At 57.9% G+C, this 15,081-nt stretch carries 20 protein-coding genes; 12 read left to right on the top strand and 8 right to left on the bottom strand.

What is annotated here, in order from left to right:
• The first annotated feature begins 36 nt into the window (after positions 1-36).
• From E5201_RS00290 to mnmA, 4 genes are all read left to right on the top strand, one after another.
• The gene (locus tag E5201_RS00290) at positions 37-975 is read left to right on the top strand and encodes an acetyl-CoA carboxylase carboxyltransferase subunit beta (RefSeq protein ID WP_140984006.1); all 939 of its coding nucleotides are present in this window, start codon (positions 37-39) and stop codon (positions 973-975) included.
• A gap of 36 nt (positions 976-1,011) precedes the next feature.
• Entirely contained in the window at positions 1,012-1,467 is a 456-nt protein-coding gene (locus tag E5201_RS00285; RefSeq protein ID WP_140984005.1) for a hypothetical protein, read from the top strand.
• 10 nt (positions 1,468-1,477) lie between these two features.
• The gene (locus E5201_RS00280; protein ID WP_140984004.1) at positions 1,478-1,990 is read left to right on the top strand and encodes a hypothetical protein; all 513 of its coding nucleotides are present in this window, start codon (positions 1,478-1,480) and stop codon (positions 1,988-1,990) included.
• A 94-nt stretch (positions 1,991-2,084) separates the two neighbouring features.
• A complete protein-coding gene (gene mnmA, locus E5201_RS00275) occupies positions 2,085-3,296 on the top strand; it encodes a tRNA 2-thiouridine(34) synthase MnmA (RefSeq protein ID WP_140984003.1) in 1,212 nt (403 codons plus the stop codon).
• Here mnmA and E5201_RS00270 read toward each other — a convergent pair.
• The 7 genes from E5201_RS00270 to E5201_RS00245 form a co-directional block, all read right to left on the bottom strand.
• Entirely contained in the window at positions 3,260-3,763 is a 504-nt protein-coding gene (locus E5201_RS00270) for a winged helix-turn-helix transcriptional regulator (RefSeq protein WP_140984002.1), read from the bottom strand. The two genes, mnmA and E5201_RS00270, sit on opposite strands and share 37 nt — an antisense overlap.
• A gap of 102 nt (positions 3,764-3,865) precedes the next feature.
• A complete protein-coding gene (locus E5201_RS00265; protein WP_140984001.1) occupies positions 3,866-4,375 on the bottom strand; it encodes a hypothetical protein in 510 nt (169 codons plus the stop codon).
• Positions 4,376-4,601: 226 nt separating this feature from the next.
• Entirely contained in the window at positions 4,602-4,742 is a 141-nt protein-coding gene (locus tag E5201_RS14735; RefSeq protein ID WP_181404492.1) for a hypothetical protein, read from the bottom strand.
• 195 nt (positions 4,743-4,937) lie between these two features.
• A complete protein-coding gene (locus E5201_RS00260) occupies positions 4,938-5,144 on the bottom strand; it encodes a helix-turn-helix transcriptional regulator (protein ID WP_140984000.1) in 207 nt (68 codons plus the stop codon).
• On the bottom strand, positions 5,141-5,617 hold the full coding sequence (locus E5201_RS00255) for a hypothetical protein (RefSeq protein WP_140983999.1): 477 nt from the start codon (positions 5,615-5,617) through the stop codon (positions 5,141-5,143). The genes E5201_RS00260 and E5201_RS00255 overlap by 4 nt, the downstream gene beginning before the upstream one ends.
• A gap of 112 nt (positions 5,618-5,729) precedes the next feature.
• Positions 5,730-7,004, bottom strand: a complete 1,275-nt coding sequence (locus E5201_RS00250) for a YncE family protein (protein ID WP_140983998.1) — start codon at positions 7,002-7,004, stop codon at positions 5,730-5,732.
• Positions 7,005-7,063: 59 nt separating this feature from the next.
• On the bottom strand, positions 7,064-7,555 hold the full coding sequence (locus E5201_RS00245; RefSeq protein WP_140983997.1) for an Lrp/AsnC family transcriptional regulator: 492 nt from the start codon (positions 7,553-7,555) through the stop codon (positions 7,064-7,066).
• A 241-nt stretch (positions 7,556-7,796) separates the two neighbouring features.
• Between E5201_RS00245 and greA the strand changes: the two genes are divergently transcribed.
• Positions 7,797-8,276, top strand: coding sequence for a transcription elongation factor GreA (greA, locus tag E5201_RS00240; RefSeq protein WP_140983996.1), 480 nt, complete (start codon positions 7,797-7,799; stop codon positions 8,274-8,276).
• On the opposite strand, the gene E5201_RS00235 is transcribed toward greA, so the two are convergent.
• Complete coding sequence (locus E5201_RS00235) at positions 8,273-9,802, bottom strand: tetratricopeptide repeat protein (RefSeq protein ID WP_140983995.1); 1,530 nt, start codon at positions 9,800-9,802, stop codon at positions 8,273-8,275. The two genes, greA and E5201_RS00235, sit on opposite strands and share 4 nt — an antisense overlap.
• 176 nt (positions 9,803-9,978) lie before the next feature.
• On the opposite strand from E5201_RS00235, the gene ruvC reads away from it, so the two are divergent.
• From ruvC to E5201_RS14730, 7 genes are all read left to right on the top strand, one after another.
• The gene (ruvC, locus tag E5201_RS00230; protein WP_140983994.1) at positions 9,979-10,497 is read left to right on the top strand and encodes a crossover junction endodeoxyribonuclease RuvC; all 519 of its coding nucleotides are present in this window, start codon (positions 9,979-9,981) and stop codon (positions 10,495-10,497) included.
• Complete coding sequence (ruvA, locus tag E5201_RS00225; RefSeq protein WP_140983993.1) at positions 10,494-11,117, top strand: Holliday junction branch migration protein RuvA; 624 nt, start codon at positions 10,494-10,496, stop codon at positions 11,115-11,117. Before ruvC ends, ruvA begins: the two co-directional genes overlap by 4 nt.
• 6 nt (positions 11,118-11,123) lie before the next feature.
• The gene (gene ruvB, locus E5201_RS00220; protein WP_140983992.1) at positions 11,124-12,164 is read left to right on the top strand and encodes a Holliday junction branch migration DNA helicase RuvB; all 1,041 of its coding nucleotides are present in this window, start codon (positions 11,124-11,126) and stop codon (positions 12,162-12,164) included.
• Between the two features lie 131 nt (positions 12,165-12,295).
• The gene (gene ybgC / locus E5201_RS00215; protein WP_140983991.1) at positions 12,296-12,811 is read left to right on the top strand and encodes a tol-pal system-associated acyl-CoA thioesterase; all 516 of its coding nucleotides are present in this window, start codon (positions 12,296-12,298) and stop codon (positions 12,809-12,811) included.
• Between the two features lie 203 nt (positions 12,812-13,014).
• Positions 13,015-13,716 carry a protein TolQ gene (tolQ, locus tag E5201_RS00210; protein ID WP_140983990.1) on the top strand — a complete coding sequence of 234 codons (702 nt, stop codon included), beginning with the start codon at positions 13,015-13,017 and terminating at the stop codon, positions 13,714-13,716.
• Positions 13,717-13,730: 14 nt separating this feature from the next.
• On the top strand, positions 13,731-14,219 hold the full coding sequence (locus E5201_RS00205; protein ID WP_140983989.1) for an ExbD/TolR family protein: 489 nt from the start codon (positions 13,731-13,733) through the stop codon (positions 14,217-14,219).
• A gap of 3 nt (positions 14,220-14,222) precedes the next feature.
• Positions 14,223-15,056 (top strand): hypothetical protein, encoded by an 834-nt coding sequence (locus tag E5201_RS14730; protein WP_181404491.1) that lies wholly within the window; start codon positions 14,223-14,225, stop codon positions 15,054-15,056.
• Positions 15,057-15,081: the final 25 nt, after the last annotated feature.

Here is a 15,081-nt window from a genome sequence, read left to right as displayed (position 1 = left end):
GCAGATTAATGACTCGCCGACGGAGTGACTGAACATATGGCCATTGCCGATAAACTGGAAAAAAGCAGACGTCCATTGCCAAACGCCCGTAATACTCCTGAGCGCCGCGAAGGCGGTGGCTGGCTTGCCAAGATCGCCCCCGGCGTGTCCAAACTGGTGTCGCCCAAGCGTGAGACGCCGGAAAACCTCTGGGTCAAGGACCCTGACACCGGTGAGATGATCTACCGCCCCGACCTTGAGGCCGCCCAGTGGGTGACGCCGACCGGTCGGCATATGCGCCTCAATGCGCAAACGCGCCTGAGCTATACGTTCGATGACGGCGAATACGAAGCCCTCGACACGCCCAACGTCCCCGAAGACCCCCTGCACTTTTCTGACGGCAAGCCCTATGCCGACCGCCTGAAGGCCGCTCGCGCCTCAACCGGCGCCAAGGACACCATGCAGATCGGCTATGGTAAGGTGCAGGACGTGCCTTGCGTCGTGCTGGTGCAGGACTTTACCTTTATGGGCGGGTCACTCGGTATGGCGGCCGGTGAGGCCTTTATCGCCGCGGCCCGCTACGCCATTGAACGTAAATGTCCACTCGTGGCCATTACGGCTTCCGGCGGTGCGCGTATGCAGGAAGGCACCCTGAGCCTGATGCAGCTGGCGCGGACGACGCTGGCCATTCAGGAACTCAAGGCCGCGCAACTGCCCTATATTGTGGTGCTGGCTGACCCGACGACCGGCGGGGTTTCGGCCTCCTATGCCATGCTTGGTGATATCCATCTGGCTGAACCCAATGCCCTGATTTGCTTCGCAGGGCCGCGCGTCATCGAAACCACCATCCGCGAAAAACTGCCCGAAGGCTTCCAGCGGGCGGAATATCTGGTGGAAAAAGGTATGGTCGATCGTGTCGTCCACCGCCACGAACTGTCTGCGGTTCTGGGGGCGCTGATGTCGATGCTGATGGATGGCAAACGCCGCGCAGGCTAAGCCCTGCATCCGTTGGGGGCGGTTAAGGGGGGCAGTATGAAGAGGGTTTTTCTTGGCTATCTGTTCAGCGCATTGATCGGCAGCTATATAGTTGGGCCGTTTGTTGTTACTTTTGAGATAATAAATCCGCATACTGGATTTATAGGTCTGACCAAGGTGATTTTCTGGCCTTTTGTTAGCCTCGGCCCCCTTATTATTTATATCGCATCAGCGCTTACATCCCTGATACTTCTTTTAATGATAGGGACGCCTGTCATGGATGCCTTAATACGCCGTAAGATAACCGATTTTTGGCGCACCATGCTCTTGGGGGCAAGCATAGGCGCATTGATTTTACAAATCTCTCCCTTGTTATATGTTTGGCTGAGCGGAACTTTTGACAGTGGTTTGTTCTTACATGCGTCAGTATTCGGCATTTGCGCGGGCGCTATATATGCCGGTCTGGCATGGCTCATTATTCGTCCGCAAACAGCATTCCTTGATGCCAAATGAGATCAGGTTGATGACTAAAGACCGCGCTGCAAAACTCGCAAAGTCAGTTTTTGCCTGTCTTGTCGGGGCCATAATCGCAACGGCCTTTTTGTTTCTCTATGATCTGGTCACAAACTATGTTCGCCAGCCCAGCCTGCAAATTTATCGCAGCACATGGGGTATGACCTTTTGGTGGGGTATTTTTGCGGGGATTGGGTTCTTTCTCGCCCTGTGTCTGATCGGCTTGCCGATACAATGGCAGATGCAGAAACGCAGCATTACTGCACTTGTCTGGCATAGTTTGCCCGCATTTGTTATGGGCGGTTTTCTTTCATGGCTATCGTGGGGAGATATTGTACTCGTAGCCATATGCGGCCTTATTGCCGGAACGGTAGCCTGGCTCGTCCGTCGCCCTGACAGGATGCCACCTGAAATCTGCCTTCCTCCCTCCTGCTTTGCGGGAGGGTGGCGCTTTGCGAAAAAGCAAAGTGACGGGAGGGTTTCTTACTTGAAGCACAAAGAAGAATACCCCTCCGGCCCTTAGGGCCACCTCTCCGCAAGCAGGGAGGAGAAGGGCGTAGTGCATTTTTTCCCTCAACCCCTACTCATTTGACGATAAAGCGCCTATTTAGGCGCGTATGACCATCGCCTGTCCCATTCCTGCGCTCGAATCCGCCGATCTGACGTCTGCGATTGAGGCCACACGCGCAAGCGTCGGCTTACCCGTGGGTGCGCGTATTGTGGCGGCCATGTCCGGCGGGGTGGACTCAAGCGTCGTTGCCGCCCTTCTGCATGTCGCCGGATACGAAGTTATCGGCGTCACCCTGCAACTTTATGATCATGGTCAGGCTCTGAAAAAGACGGGGGCCTGCTGCGCCGGTCAGGATATTCATGACGCCCGCGTGGCGGCGGAAAAGATCGGCATCGCCCATTACGTCCTCGATTATGAAAGCCGCTTCAGGGATTCGGTCATCGAGGAATTTGCCGATTCCTACCTGCGCGGTGAAACCCCTGTACCCTGTATCCGCTGCAATCAGACGGTCAAGTTCCGCGATCTTCTCGATGTCGCCCGCGATCTCGGGGCCGAAGCCATGGCCACGGGCCATTATGTCGAACGCGCCGACACCGGCAACCGCATTGAGATGCGCCGCGCTATCGACAAGAGCCGTGACCAGTCCTATTTCCTGTTTGCCACAACGTCGGAACAGCTTGATTTCCTGCGCTTCCCGCTGGCGCAGATCCCCAAGCCGCAGGTGCGCGACATTGCCCGCCAACTGGGACTGAACATCGCCCATAAGCCCGACAGTCAGGACATCTGCTTCGTCCCTGAGGGCAAATATACCAACCTCATCGACCGTCTGCGCCCTCAGGGCCGCGAAACCGGCGAAATTGTCCATATCGACGGGCGGGTGCTCGGTCAGCACGAGGGCATTATCGGCTATACGATCGGTCAGAGGCGCGGCCTCAATATCGCCGTGGGTGAGCCTCTGTTTGTTATCCGTCTTGAGGCGGAAACGCGTCGTGTCATTGTCGGCCCGCGTGAGGCGCTGCTGACCAAGGCCCTGATCCTCAAGGAAACCAACTGGCTTGGGGACGAAGACAGTTTGCAAGCGGCGGCTGAAAAAGCTCTGCCGGTGCGTGCGCGTGTGCGCTCGACCCGCCCGCCGATTCCGGCGCATCTGGCCTTCGAAGCCGGTGCCTTAAAGATTGTGTTTGCCGATGGCGAAGAAGGCGTCGCACCCGGTCAGGCCTGCGTGCTTTATGATGCCGAGGACGAAGACCGCGTCTTGGGTGGCGGCTTTATTGAACGCACTCAGCCCTTATTGTCTGATACGTCTATCTCTGCATAGATTTCCGCCAGACTGGGCGCTTCGGGATTATAGTCAAACACAATATCCTGAAGGAAAATGCGTGACCCTGTGCCTTCATCATATATGCGCGGCCTGAGGGTTTCTTCGGTCTGACGGTGGCGGAAGGTCAGCACCGGCTGCCGGTCCTTGTAGACATGCTCCTGCCCCCAGCCATAGAGCGCCAATAGCACGCCCTTAAGGCTGCGCCCGCGATCGGTGAGCACATATTCATGCCGCAACGGTTTCTCATGATAGGGACGCGCCTGTAAGATGCCCATGGCCACCAGCCGCTTCAGCCGCGCCGCCAGCACATTGCGCGCAATACCGGTATTTTTCTGCCATTGCTCAAACCGGCTGAACCCGCGAAAGGCATCGCGGATAATCAGTAATGTCCAGGGTTCCCCAACCAGATCCAACGCACCGGCTATGGCGCACTTCTCATTAGAATAATCTGCAGATCGTCCCATTTGTTTCCGACATGTTTTTTTAAAGCTTACCCCGCGTAAGCCACCCCTTGCCCCAAGGGTCTAATGTCAAGAAACTTACGATTGCCTAAGGTTTTCGGTTAATCAGAGATTAAGCGCAAAGCGGACGGCCATGGCGCGACGTAGACGCACCTCATTGCTGGCAACGAAATCCTGCTCGAAAGCCTCACCGTTCCAGTGAATGAGGATGGTCAGGCCTTCATCTAAGCTGAGGATAAGTCCGTCATGATCGGTACGGACAATTTCCTGATCGCAGGCGCTGGCGAAATCACCACAATCCAGCCGGTAAATCCCCGCAGGGGTGCTCTGAAGCTGATGCGCCTGTGCGGCATCAAGGCCGGTGACGATCTGGTCGTCGCCAAAATCAGCACCGGCAAAGCGCACATGCAGATGAAGACGATCCTGACCATTATGGCTGAACCAGACCTCGTCCTTGAGGCCGTCCCCATTCAGGTCGGCACTGAGGCGGGTATCAGTGGGCGCAGCGGGGGCGGTGACGCGGTCAAACGAAAGGTGCGCGGCCTGAGCCAGCGGCGCGTACAACGCGCCCAGAACACCCAAAACTATAGTCGTCGCTTTGAAAACCGCACGCATCTTAAACCATCATTCCCTGTCTGGCGTCCGGTCTGCGTCAATGGACTATTGTCCTTAAACGGCACAGACCTGAACCTTCTGCGTGTTTATACGCACGAAGAATGCCAGTGGTGGCACAAAGGTTAATTTGCGTAAAGACTTTTGTTAACCATAAACACAGTTGAAAAGGCGGTAATATTGGCGCTTTTAAGTGTCAGAAGGTTAACGCGCAGGTGATCGGGTCAGATCAGCCCGTCTTGACTGTGCCATTGCGGGGCGTGGTCGGTTTTACAAACGCAACCACGCCGTTTGACTGAGGGCGGGCAGGGTCAGGTCTGGGGGTCATCAGCTGCGCCATGTTCTGCGCCCCAAGTGTCAGTAAAATCATGATCGTGACCTCATTGTGCGATTCCGATAATGAGAATAACTCGCAATTATAGAATGGCAAGCGCCGATCTCCTGGCCGCGTTCACAATTTTGCGAAGCGGCCTCTTTCATCCTCCCCTGCATAGCGGGGGAGGTGGCCAGCTTGTCTGGCCGGAGGGGGCATAAAGGCTAAAGTGTGTGACTTTCAGTTATGCCCTTACGCGCTTTTGCCCCGTTCGCGCTCGAAAATGTCCTCGATTTTCATTTCGAATGCTGCGGCAATATCGAAAGCGAGCGTAAGTGATGGGTCGAAGTGGCCATTCTCGATTGAAATGATTGAGTTGCGCGATACCCCAACCTGAGCCGCCAGATCGGCCTGACTCCAGCGGCGCTCAGCACGAAGCACACGGATGCGGTTTTTCATACTTCGCGGGCCGGTCGTGACTTCCAGAATGTCCAGCCGATGCTGATCAACGCCATACACAGGACGCGCGCCATGACAACCGTGATGAAGCCGCCCACGAAAGCGAGGATGACAGATTGCGCATCTATGTTGGCTGTCCCGGAGAAAGCGGTGACTATGGACACGACCCAATCGCGGAATACAGGTACCGCAAGCAGCAAACCCACCAGAGATGTGCCAATCGCATCGCCCCAAAAGACGGAAAAACGTGAATTGCTTCGCTCCCATTCTCCCATTGAGCGATCATGAAGAATGGCAAGTGCCAGACTGGCCAGAATAGTGATAGCCGCAGCAATTCCGGTCAGCAGAAACACCAGATTGTCCGGCTGTGTCTTCAGCCATGGAATGGCGGCGATGACCGAGAGGCCGGGAATAATACAAAAGGCCAGAAAGAGCAGATAAAGGCGTGGGCGGGATTGAGGGCGCGGTGTCATTTCAGTCTCCCAGAGGTAGGTAATTGCCCAGTTTATTTTGCAATATGCAAAGTAAACTTTGCATATTGTGCTTCGGGAGTCAATTCACAGACCGCAGGACATAAAATCGGGTTTAGGGCTGAAGCCTGATCTCACCAATAAGGGCCGGTTTCGGCGTGTCATTATCCGACAGACCCTGTGCATTAAATTCCGACCACTGGCTGCGGGCGACAAAGATCAGGCGATCCCCGACAATCTGCGCGCCCGAAGGCTCCTGCACATCCGGCCCGCCGCGCAGGATGACTTCGGCGCTGTCAATGCCGCCCCAGTCAGGCTGCATTCTGAGACGCAGAATGCGCTCCGGCTTAAGACCATTCTGAACGGCGATAATGTCGTTGCCATAGAGCAGTAGGCTGTCCATCCCCATCAGCACCGTTTCGTTCGGTGCCATCAGGCGGATCAGGCTGCCTTCGTGCAGATCAACGCGGTACAGGCCCGAACTGTGATCGGCGACCATCAGGTAGCGCCCGTCCGCGCTTTCGACCAGCCCTTGCGGGGCCTCCAGATAGCCTTCGGGGATCAGAACCTCAGGTGTGCCTTTATAGCCATTGAGCCGCAGCACCTCGCCGGTATCAAAATCAGCCACATAGAGGTCTTCGGCACCGGCATGAATATCCGACAGGCGACGCTTGATATCGGTATTAAACGTCTCGGCAATCGTGCCGTTTGCCGGATCAATGCGAATAATCTTTGAGGTGATTTTTCCCGGCCCGTCGAAGCCTTTGGTTTGGCGCGTGGCCGCTGTGGTCGCCCAAAGCTGCCCGTTGCGCCAGGTCACCCCTTGCGCCGCCACGCCGGGCCGGAAAGCGACAATTTTCTCTAATCCCGCATCCGTTACACGGCTGATGGAGCCGGTATGAATGGCCGACACAATGATCACGCCCTCATCGGTCACGGTCAGGGCTTCAATCAGATTGAGATCGGGCAGGGTGTGCAGGATATTGACGGCCCCCTTCGCACTGCGATTTTCCGCCAGCTTCGCCTCAAGCGTTTCATCCCAGATTGGAATAAATTCCGAATGTCGCCCCAGATCAAGCGTCAGGCCGCGCCGGACATATTCGCTCAGCAGGGCCTTGGCATTGGGGCGGCGGTTAAGCTCAAGCTCGGCTTGCGCCTTAAGAAGCAGAATAGACGGCGAATCCGGCAGGATGTTTCCGGCTTCTGTAAACAGCCGCAAGGCGTTCTGTCGGTCATTTTTCTCTAAGGCCGCCATACCCTCAGCGCGCAGACTGCGAAATTGCGACAGGTCAGAGCCATTCGCCACCGTATGAGTCTTCTGCGCCAGAGCGTTACCGGACAGACCTAAACCCAGCGTGGCGAAAAGGGCGGCGACGAGTGGCTTTTTCATAAAAAGAAGACCTTATATGCAATTATACAATGGGGGCCGTCAGAAAGGCTGAGGCGAAATCAATTATCAATAGTGGGCACCACCAGCTTCAGCGGCAGGGCAGAGGTGGCTTTAACGGGCCGGATGACAATGCGGCTTTCGATGGCCGCCACCAGATCCGATGCCAGAAGCTGATCGCGCATAAAATCATCATAGGCGTGCATGTCACGCGTCACGATCCGGAGCATATAGTCTTCGCGGCCTGTCACAGTAGCGCAGGACACAACTTCGGGCCAGTCAACCAGTCTCGCCTCAAACGCCTCAAGATTGGCGCGCGTCGGATGCGACAGCTTGACGGCGGCATAGACCTCGAACCCCAGCCCGAGAATATCCGGATCAAGCAGGGTCACACGACGGGTAATAATCCCCGCTTCCTCAAGGCGTTTGATGCGTCGCCAGCACGGAGACGGCGACAGATTGACCCTCTCGGCAATTTCCGCCACCGACAGGCTGGCGTCGTCCTGCACCAGATCGAGAATACGGGCATCGAGTTCGTCAATGACACCTGACAAGGCAGTCCCCCTCATGCTTTTGGGTAAAAATAACCTCATAAAAGCCGGTTTGGAAATAATTTCCACCTCGAAACCGTATTTTTTACGTATTTTTTCAGAATGATTTACCTTTTCCGGCCGCGCCTTGCCTTCATACCTCCCCATCTGTGATGGGGAGGGGGACCACAAAGGCTTGCCTTTGTGGGGGTGGGGTATCTTCCCTGCATTGAATCATAACCCGACAAACCCTAGTAAGAGAGCCATGAGTGTAGCCTTTACCAAAGACGAAGATCACGAAGCCGCAGCGGCCAATCTGCCCGACCGGCCGATATCGCCACATCCCAACTATGTGACACCCGAAGGGCTGGCGCAGCTTGAGGCCGCCTTCACTGAGGCCCGCGCCGCCTATACCGCCGCGCAAGCCTCCGGTGAGGTCAGTGACGACCGCACCGCTATGGCGCGCGCCACGCGTGATCTGCGCTATTATACGGCGCGTCTCGGGTCGGCACAAAAGATTGAGCCGGTCGCCTCGCCGGATCGGGTCGTGTTCGGCTGTCGGGTGGACATACTGCGTGAGGATGGCCGCCGCCAAAGCTTCCGCATTGTCGGCGAAGACGAGGCCGACCCCGCCAAAGGCAGCCTCTCCTATGTCTCGCCACTGGCACGCGTCCTCATGGGCCGTGAAACGGGTGACGAGGTGACGATATCCGACACCGTGATTGAGATCACCGCTATAGCCTAGGCCCTGAAACGCCGGGCATCGCGCAGGGCATTTTCCGCCATGGCCCTAAGGCCCGCATGATCTGGCACCTTGGCCGACAGCTCGGCAAACACCTCATGGGCATGTTCATAAAGCGGCCCGGCCTTGGGGAAATCTCCCAGACGCTCACGCACCTGCGCCAGTTTGGCCATGGCTATGGCATGGGCCGAACGCTTCTGAAGATTGTCCGGATCGGCCTCGGCCTCACGCGCGCGAATGACGCTTAAGCCCTCAAGGGCGCTGGCGGTGGTACCCCAATCCTCAGCGGCCTGCGCCAGTTCGGCCTGACGGGTGAGCAGATCATTCTGCAAGCTCGCGTCATCCGTCACCGCCAGGGCCCGCGCGATCACCGGCAACAGGGCCTCAGATTGACCGGCCATTTCATAGCGGCGCACCAGATAGAGGTGAATATTGGCATCGGACGAATCAAGCAGCGATACCTGCTCATAGGCATACATGGCCTGATCGTCTTCACGTCCCATATGCAGCGCGCCATATATGCGCCACAAATCGGCGGCCCGTGCCGGAACGGTGTTCGCCACAAGCCCTGCCTGCGCCTTCAGCTTTTCGGCGGCCCCGCTAAGGTCTCCGGCGCCAATGGTTTCAAACACCTCGCGACAATCCGGCGAAGGGTCATAATAAAGTTGCGCCAGCCGTGTGCTCAGTTCCGCCTCGGCAATAGGGCGGGTTGTTTCCGGCCATTGCGACAGGGCGACCTGAGTGGCTGCAACAATCAGGGCTTGCGCGTTTTCACTGATCCCCGCCGCAGGGGGCGTGACGGGCGCTTCGTGTTCCGGCTCAATACGGTCGATAAGTGCTTCCGACAGCGGGCAAGGCGGCGGCGTATCGCTTTCCTCGGCTATCTCCCGCAACGAATGCACCTCGGCAATGCTGGTGACGCTTTGGGGGGCCGGATCAGGCGTTTCAATGAAGCGCATGGCCGAATGGATCACGGCATCAATATCGGCGGCAGGGGCCTGAATTTCCGTATCCGGCGCTTCCGCCAGCAGGGCCTGCGCAATAGGATCGGCTATTTCAGTATGCGTTGGCTCAGTATGCGCAGGGATCTCTGGTGCGGCCTCAACGGCCACCGGTTCCTGACGAAAGGGGATGATTTCTGCGGTGGGTTGCGGCGGCGGGATATCTGCCGCCTGTGCAACGAAGCTATCAGGCTCAACAAAGTCATCAGGTATAATGGCTTCCGCAACAGGGGGCGTCTCAGCCCTCACCGGCGCAACCCGTGCGCCTGTGGGCAGGAGCGACTTAACAAACCCCGTCAGGCCTATCAGCCCCAATATGCCAAAAAACGCCGAAAGCCCTGAGGCGGTGCCTTCGATCTGCACCCATTTGACCCAGTCGCTCAGTTGCAGACCGGCATTGAACGGAGCCTTGCCATAGCTGAGCGCCAGCCCGCACGCACCGATGCCTATAATCGCCAGAAGCCCGAAACCGATCAGACCCCCGATGCGATGTGTCTTTCCGTTTTGCGGTAAACCTGCCTGTCTCATCACAGCCCCCTCACTCGCCCTTACCCGGCACCCTTAATAGAACCTTAACCCCGAATAGCCCTTTTTGACAATCTATCTCTCACGCGCAGGGGAAATGACAATTATCCTGCAAAACAGCGGCCAAAGCGCAGGCTTGATGATTGCCTTGGTGGCCTCTCACGGGTACATATGAACGAATGCAGAACACGATTCGAATTATCGGGCTGGATCCGGGATTGCGTCGCCTCGGCTGGGGCGTGATCGATACGCAGGGCGCGCGCCTCAACTGGGTGGCGCACGGCGTCATCCTGCCGGATGATAAGGCGGAACTGGCGCACCGCCTTCTGCACCTGTTCGAAGGCCTGTCCGAGGTCATCCATCAGTATCGCCCGCACGAAGCGGCGATTGAGGAAACCTTCGTCAATATGAACCCGTCCTCGACGCTGAAACTGGGTCATGCGCGGGCCGCCGCCATGCTTGCACCGGCCAAGGCGGGCCTGAGCGTTGCGGAATATGCCGCCCTTGATATCAAAAAATCCGTCGTCGGGGCCGGTCGCGCCGACAAGGAACAGATAGGCTTTATGGTCAGGCGGCTCCTGCCGCGCGCGGCCACAGCCGAAGGCGGCCTGAATGCTGATGCCGCCGATGCTCTGGCCTGTGCCATAACTCACGCGCATAAACGTAAGATGAAACAACTGACAAAAGGTGCCGCATGATCGGACGTTTAAGAGGCGCGCTGCTCGAAAGCGATGATGAGGAACTGCTGATTGAGGTCAGCGGCGTCGGCTATAATGTCCGCTGCGGTGTACGCACTCTGGCGGCCCTGCCTGAGGCGGGTGCCGAGATCATCCTGCACATCGAAAGTCAGACCCGCGAAGATGGCACACGCCTCTATGGTTTCCTCAGTAAGGATGAACGTCAGGCTTTCCGCAAACTGCTGGACGTTCAGGGGGTTGGCCCCAAGGCGGCCCTGTCGGTGCTCGATATTCTGACCCCCGAAGACCTGACCATTGCCGTGGCTAACGAAGACAAGACACGGGTGGGCAAGGCCAATGGCGTCGGGCCGAAACTGGCGCAACGCATTGTCATCGAGCTTAAGGGCAAGGCCCTGACGACCGGCGGTGTGTTTGTGCCGCCGACTGGTGTGGCCTCTGCGTCGACCGCCGCCGCTTCGGCACCGGTCAGCGTCAATGGCGAGAGCGTTGCGGCCCTGATGGGGCTGGGCATTTCCGAAACCCAGTCGCGTGTGGCCGTAGAAAACGCCCTGCGTGAGCTTGGCCCCGAAGCCGAACTGGCGGCGGTTATCCGCGCCTCGCTCAAAGTGCTGGGACGGTAATCGCTCATGTCACGTATCGTATCGGGTGAGGCAACAGACTATGAGGTGGACAACTTCGCCGCCGACCGGGCCCTGCGCCCCCAAAGCTTCGATGATTTCGTCGGTCAGGCCCCCCTCAAGGCCAATCTCAAGGTCTTTGTCGCCGCCGCCGCCGCGCGCAAGGAGGCGCTGGATCACGTCCTGTTCTACGGCCCGCCGGGTCTTGGCAAGACGACACTGGCACAGATCGTCGCCCGCGAGCTGGGGGTAGGGTTTCGCGCCACTTCCGGCCCGATGCTGGCTAAGGCCGGTGATCTCGCGGCGATCCTGTCGAATCTTGAACCCAATGACGTCCTGTTCATCGACGAAATTCACCGCCTCAGTCCGGTGGTTGAGGAAATCCTCTATCCGGCGATGGAAGACTATGTGCTCGACCTGATTATCGGCGAGGGGCCAGCGGCACGCACCGTGCGTATCGATATTGCACCCTTTACGCTGGTGGGGGCAACGACGCGGGCGGGCCTGTTGTCTCAGCCCCTACGTGACCGTTTCGGCATTCCGCTGCGGCTTGAATTCTATACGCCCGAAGAACTGGTCAAGGTCGTGGTCTCGACCGGAAGAAAGCTTGGGGCGCACCTGACCGAAGATGGCGCCTTAGAGGTCGCGACCCGTTCACGTGGTACGCCCCGCGTTGCCGGACGCCTGCTCCGCCGCGTCAGGGATTTCGCCACGGCGGATAATGTCGAGCGCATCGACAAAAAAGCCGCCGCCAAGGCTCTGGCCCGCCTTGAGGTTGATCCTTCGGGTCTGGATCAGCTGGATCGCCGTTATCTGGCGGCGATGATCGAAAACTACGGCGGCGGGCCGGTGGGCGTCGAAACCATTGCTGCCGCCATTGCCGAATCACGCGATGCCGTCGAGGACATGATCGAGCCTTACCTGATGCAGCAGGGCTTTATTCAACGCACACCGCGCGGGCGCATGGCCTGTGCGCGGGCCTATGTGCATCTTGGTCTGACGCCGCCGCCCGATGGTCGTATCGCCCCGCAAGGGGATATGTTCGACTGAAACTCGCCTGACGATAGTGGGTTAGTTTTAGCTACGCGCAAAAATTGCCTTATGGTTAATTTTGTTATCGACAGGGCGGGCGTTTCAACCCATTCTCTTATGCCGCAGGTGCGAACTGAGCGGGGCAAGAGATGAAAGACATCGATTATCTGGTCGAAGGGGCTTTGTCGGGTTTTATCGACGGGCGTACCCACTCCTTGCCTATCCGCGTCTATTACGAAGATACCGATTTTTCCGGTGTCGTCTATTACGCCAACTATCTGAAATATTTTGAACGGGGCCGCTCGGATTTCATGCGCTGCCTCGATATCCACCATTCCGAACTGGCGCGGGGGCAGGACCCTCTGGCCTTCGCGGTTTCTGAAGTTCTGGTGCAATACAAAGCCCCGGCGCGTATTGATGATGTTTTGTGGGTACGCAGTGAAATCGACCACGGGCAGGGGGCCAGATTCTACCTGACCCAGCGTATCGAATGTAAGGGCAAGCTTCTGTGCAGCGGTAAGCTGCAACTGGTGTGCATCGACATGGCCGCCCGTCCGCGCCGCCTGCCCAAAAGCCTGCTGGATATTGTCAAAACCAAGTTCCTGCCCGAACACCACAGCGACATCCGCGCCCGTGCCGAAGCAGAGAAGCTTGGCAGTCTGTAGCTTTTACGCCGCGTTTATAGCCAATGCGGCAGAAAAGTATCTACTTGTGCCTTTGCTGCCATAGAAATGTCGTCATGCCTCAGGCAAGGTGCGTTTTGCGAGGGATATGGCTGCGCCTTGACCCTTCATTAATCATTTATGGTTTGTAAAGATATTTTGCCTGTTGCGGGCTTTGGAAACCTATTCTTCTGGGAGCTACATTTATGGCCGCCGCCCCTGTCGCCGAATCTTTGAGCTTTATCGAACTGTTCCTGCACGCCGACTGGGTGGTAAAGTCAGTAATGATCATGCTGACGGTGGCGTCTTTATGGTCGTGGGCCATCATCATTCAAAAGGCTTTCCAGTTGTCGCGCCTCAACAAGGAAGCGACCGCCTTTGAACAGACCCTGTCTTCGGGCCGCGCCCTCGATGATATTGCCGTGTCTCTCGGTGATCACCCCAAAGAGCCGTTCCCGAAGCTTCTGGTCGCGGTGACCTCGGCCTGGCGTGACCATAAGGGCCGCGCCATCTCACCGGCGCAGGGCGATCTGCTGCTCGGTCAGATTGACCGCGAAGTGAACCACGTCATCGCCTCCGAATCGGATGAGCTTGAGCAGGGCCTTAGTGTTCTGGCGGTGGTGGCTACGGCCTCGCCGTTCCTCGGTCTGTTCGGTACGGTATGGGGCATCATGAATGCCTTTTCCGCCATTGCGGCACAAGGCGACACCAATCTGGCGACCGTAGCACCGGCCATTTCCGAAGCCCTGTTTGCCACGGCCATCGGTCTGGCCGCCGCTATTCCGGCCTATGCCGCCTATAACATCTATAATACGCAGGTCGGCCGCTTTACGTCGCGCATGGAAAACTTCTCCGACGAGCTGCTGGTGTCTGTGACGCGCCGTCTGGCCGACAAGATCAGCGGCTAAGGGGAGCGCAGACCATGGCAATGGGTTCAACCTCCTCCGGCGGACGCTCAAGACGCGGCAGGCGCTCACGCAGACGCGGGGCGCTGTCTGAAATCAACGTCACGCCGATGGTCGATGTGATGCTGGTGCTGCTGATCATCTTCATGATCTCGGCCCCGCTTCTGGCGTCGGGCATCAAGCTTGAACTGCCCAAAACCGAAGCCGCCTCGATGCAGGACGAAGGTGATCCGCTCACCGTCTCCATTCAGCGTGACGGCGCGATCTATGTGCAAAATGATCCGGCGACCTTTGATCAGCTTGTGCCACGTATCGAAGCCATCAGCCGCGGCGACACCTCAAAGGCGATCTATGTGCGTGCCGAAGGCGCCGCCTCTTACGAAACCGTAGCGCGTGTTATGGCGCGTCTGTCGACCTCAGGCTATGGCAAGATCAACCTGATGACCGAAGGCATGGGAGCACCCGAAGCCGTCGCGCCGCAAACCCAGCCAGAGGTGACCCCCTAAGCCATGAGACGTATGGGCCCCGCATTACTGGGATCGATTGCGCTGCATGCCGGTGTGGTTCTGTTTGCCTTGCTGCGCTGGGGCAGCGAACCTGAGACCCTGAAAGTCTCCTCCGTGCCGGTGCAGATCGTCTCGGAAATTCCGACCTTCGCTCAGGCTCCGTCGCCGGTTGATGAGACGGCGGTGCTGCCGCCTGAGCCGGAACCCATGCCGGAACCGGCTGCCCCCGCAGAGCCTGAACCCGCGCCGGTACCTGCGCCTAAGCCGGAACCCAAACCTGAGCCTAAGCCAACACCTAAACCCACCCCAACGCCAAAACCTGCGCCAAAGCCGGAACCGAAGCCCACGCCCAAACCTGAGCCCAAAAAACCGGAACCCAAGAAGGCCGAACCGAAAAAGCCGCCCTCAAGCGGTCTGGACCTCGACAGCCTGAGCCGTACCCAGTCCACGCCCTCGCGGTCAAATACCCGCACACCGGCGCGGCCTTCGACCACGGCGACGGACGGTGCCTCCAATCGCGGTGCGGATGCGCGCGATACAGGGCCGGCGCTTAATGCCCTGACCTCACGTCTGCAAAGACTTTGGTCGCCGAACTGCGATGTGCCGGGCGGCAATACGGTTAAGCCGGTCATGGGCTTTACCATTTCGCCCAATGGCCGCGTCATAAAAGGGCCGGATTGGAAGAATAGGCGTAATGATCCGGTATGGGAGGCCGCTGCCGCCCGTGCGCAGCTGGCGGTCAAGCGCGGTGAACTATACGAAGGTCTGCCGGATGGGCTGTATAATCAGCCGCTGGAAATTACCTTCAACGCGGAAAAAGCCTGTCAGGGTCTGTAGGCTCTGGTGTTAAAATGTACGAGGA

This window comes from Asticcacaulis tiandongensis (assembly GCF_006475605.1).
Taxonomy (GTDB): domain Bacteria; phylum Pseudomonadota; class Alphaproteobacteria; order Caulobacterales; family Caulobacteraceae; genus Asticcacaulis; species Asticcacaulis tiandongensis.
The sequence above is the reverse complement of the archived record's forward strand: the minus strand, read 5'-3'. Positions and strand labels throughout refer to the sequence as shown.

Excerpts from the sequence above, each read along its gene's own strand:
- E5201_RS00290 (WP_140984006.1), top strand. The coding sequence starts at position 37 with ATGGCCATTGCCGATAAACTGGAAAAAAGCAGACGTCCATTGCCAAAC.
- E5201_RS00285 (WP_140984005.1), top strand. The coding sequence starts at position 1,012 with ATGAAGAGGGTTTTTCTTGGCTATCTGTTCAGCGCATTGATCGGCAGC.
- E5201_RS00280 (WP_140984004.1), top strand. The coding sequence starts at position 1,478 with ATGACTAAAGACCGCGCTGCAAAACTCGCAAAGTCAGTTTTTGCCTGT.
- mnmA (WP_140984003.1), top strand. The coding sequence starts at position 2,085 with ATGACCATCGCCTGTCCCATTCCTGCGCTCGAATCCGCCGATCTGACG.
- E5201_RS00270 (WP_140984002.1), bottom strand. The coding sequence starts at position 3,763 with ATGGGACGATCTGCAGATTATTCTAATGAGAAGTGCGCCATAGCCGGT.
- E5201_RS00265 (WP_140984001.1), bottom strand. The coding sequence starts at position 4,375 with ATGCGTGCGGTTTTCAAAGCGACGACTATAGTTTTGGGTGTTCTGGGC.
- E5201_RS14735 (WP_181404492.1), bottom strand. The coding sequence starts at position 4,742 with ATGATTTTACTGACACTTGGGGCGCAGAACATGGCGCAGCTGATGACC.
- E5201_RS00260 (WP_140984000.1), bottom strand. The coding sequence starts at position 5,144 with ATGAAAAACCGCATCCGTGTGCTTCGTGCTGAGCGCCGCTGGAGTCAG.
- E5201_RS00255 (WP_140983999.1), bottom strand. The coding sequence starts at position 5,617 with ATGACACCGCGCCCTCAATCCCGCCCACGCCTTTATCTGCTCTTTCTG.
- E5201_RS00250 (WP_140983998.1), bottom strand. The coding sequence starts at position 7,004 with ATGAAAAAGCCACTCGTCGCCGCCCTTTTCGCCACGCTGGGTTTAGGT.
- greA (WP_140983996.1), top strand. The coding sequence starts at position 7,797 with ATGAGTGTAGCCTTTACCAAAGACGAAGATCACGAAGCCGCAGCGGCC.
- E5201_RS00235 (WP_140983995.1), bottom strand. The coding sequence starts at position 9,802 with ATGAGACAGGCAGGTTTACCGCAAAACGGAAAGACACATCGCATCGGG.
- ruvC (WP_140983994.1), top strand. The coding sequence starts at position 9,979 with ATGCAGAACACGATTCGAATTATCGGGCTGGATCCGGGATTGCGTCGC.
- ruvA (WP_140983993.1), top strand. The coding sequence starts at position 10,494 with ATGATCGGACGTTTAAGAGGCGCGCTGCTCGAAAGCGATGATGAGGAA.
- ruvB (WP_140983992.1), top strand. The coding sequence starts at position 11,124 with ATGTCACGTATCGTATCGGGTGAGGCAACAGACTATGAGGTGGACAAC.
- ybgC (WP_140983991.1), top strand. The coding sequence starts at position 12,296 with ATGAAAGACATCGATTATCTGGTCGAAGGGGCTTTGTCGGGTTTTATC.
- tolQ (WP_140983990.1), top strand. The coding sequence starts at position 13,015 with ATGGCCGCCGCCCCTGTCGCCGAATCTTTGAGCTTTATCGAACTGTTC.
- E5201_RS00205 (WP_140983989.1), top strand. The coding sequence starts at position 13,731 with ATGGCAATGGGTTCAACCTCCTCCGGCGGACGCTCAAGACGCGGCAGG.
- E5201_RS14730 (WP_181404491.1), top strand. The coding sequence starts at position 14,223 with ATGAGACGTATGGGCCCCGCATTACTGGGATCGATTGCGCTGCATGCC.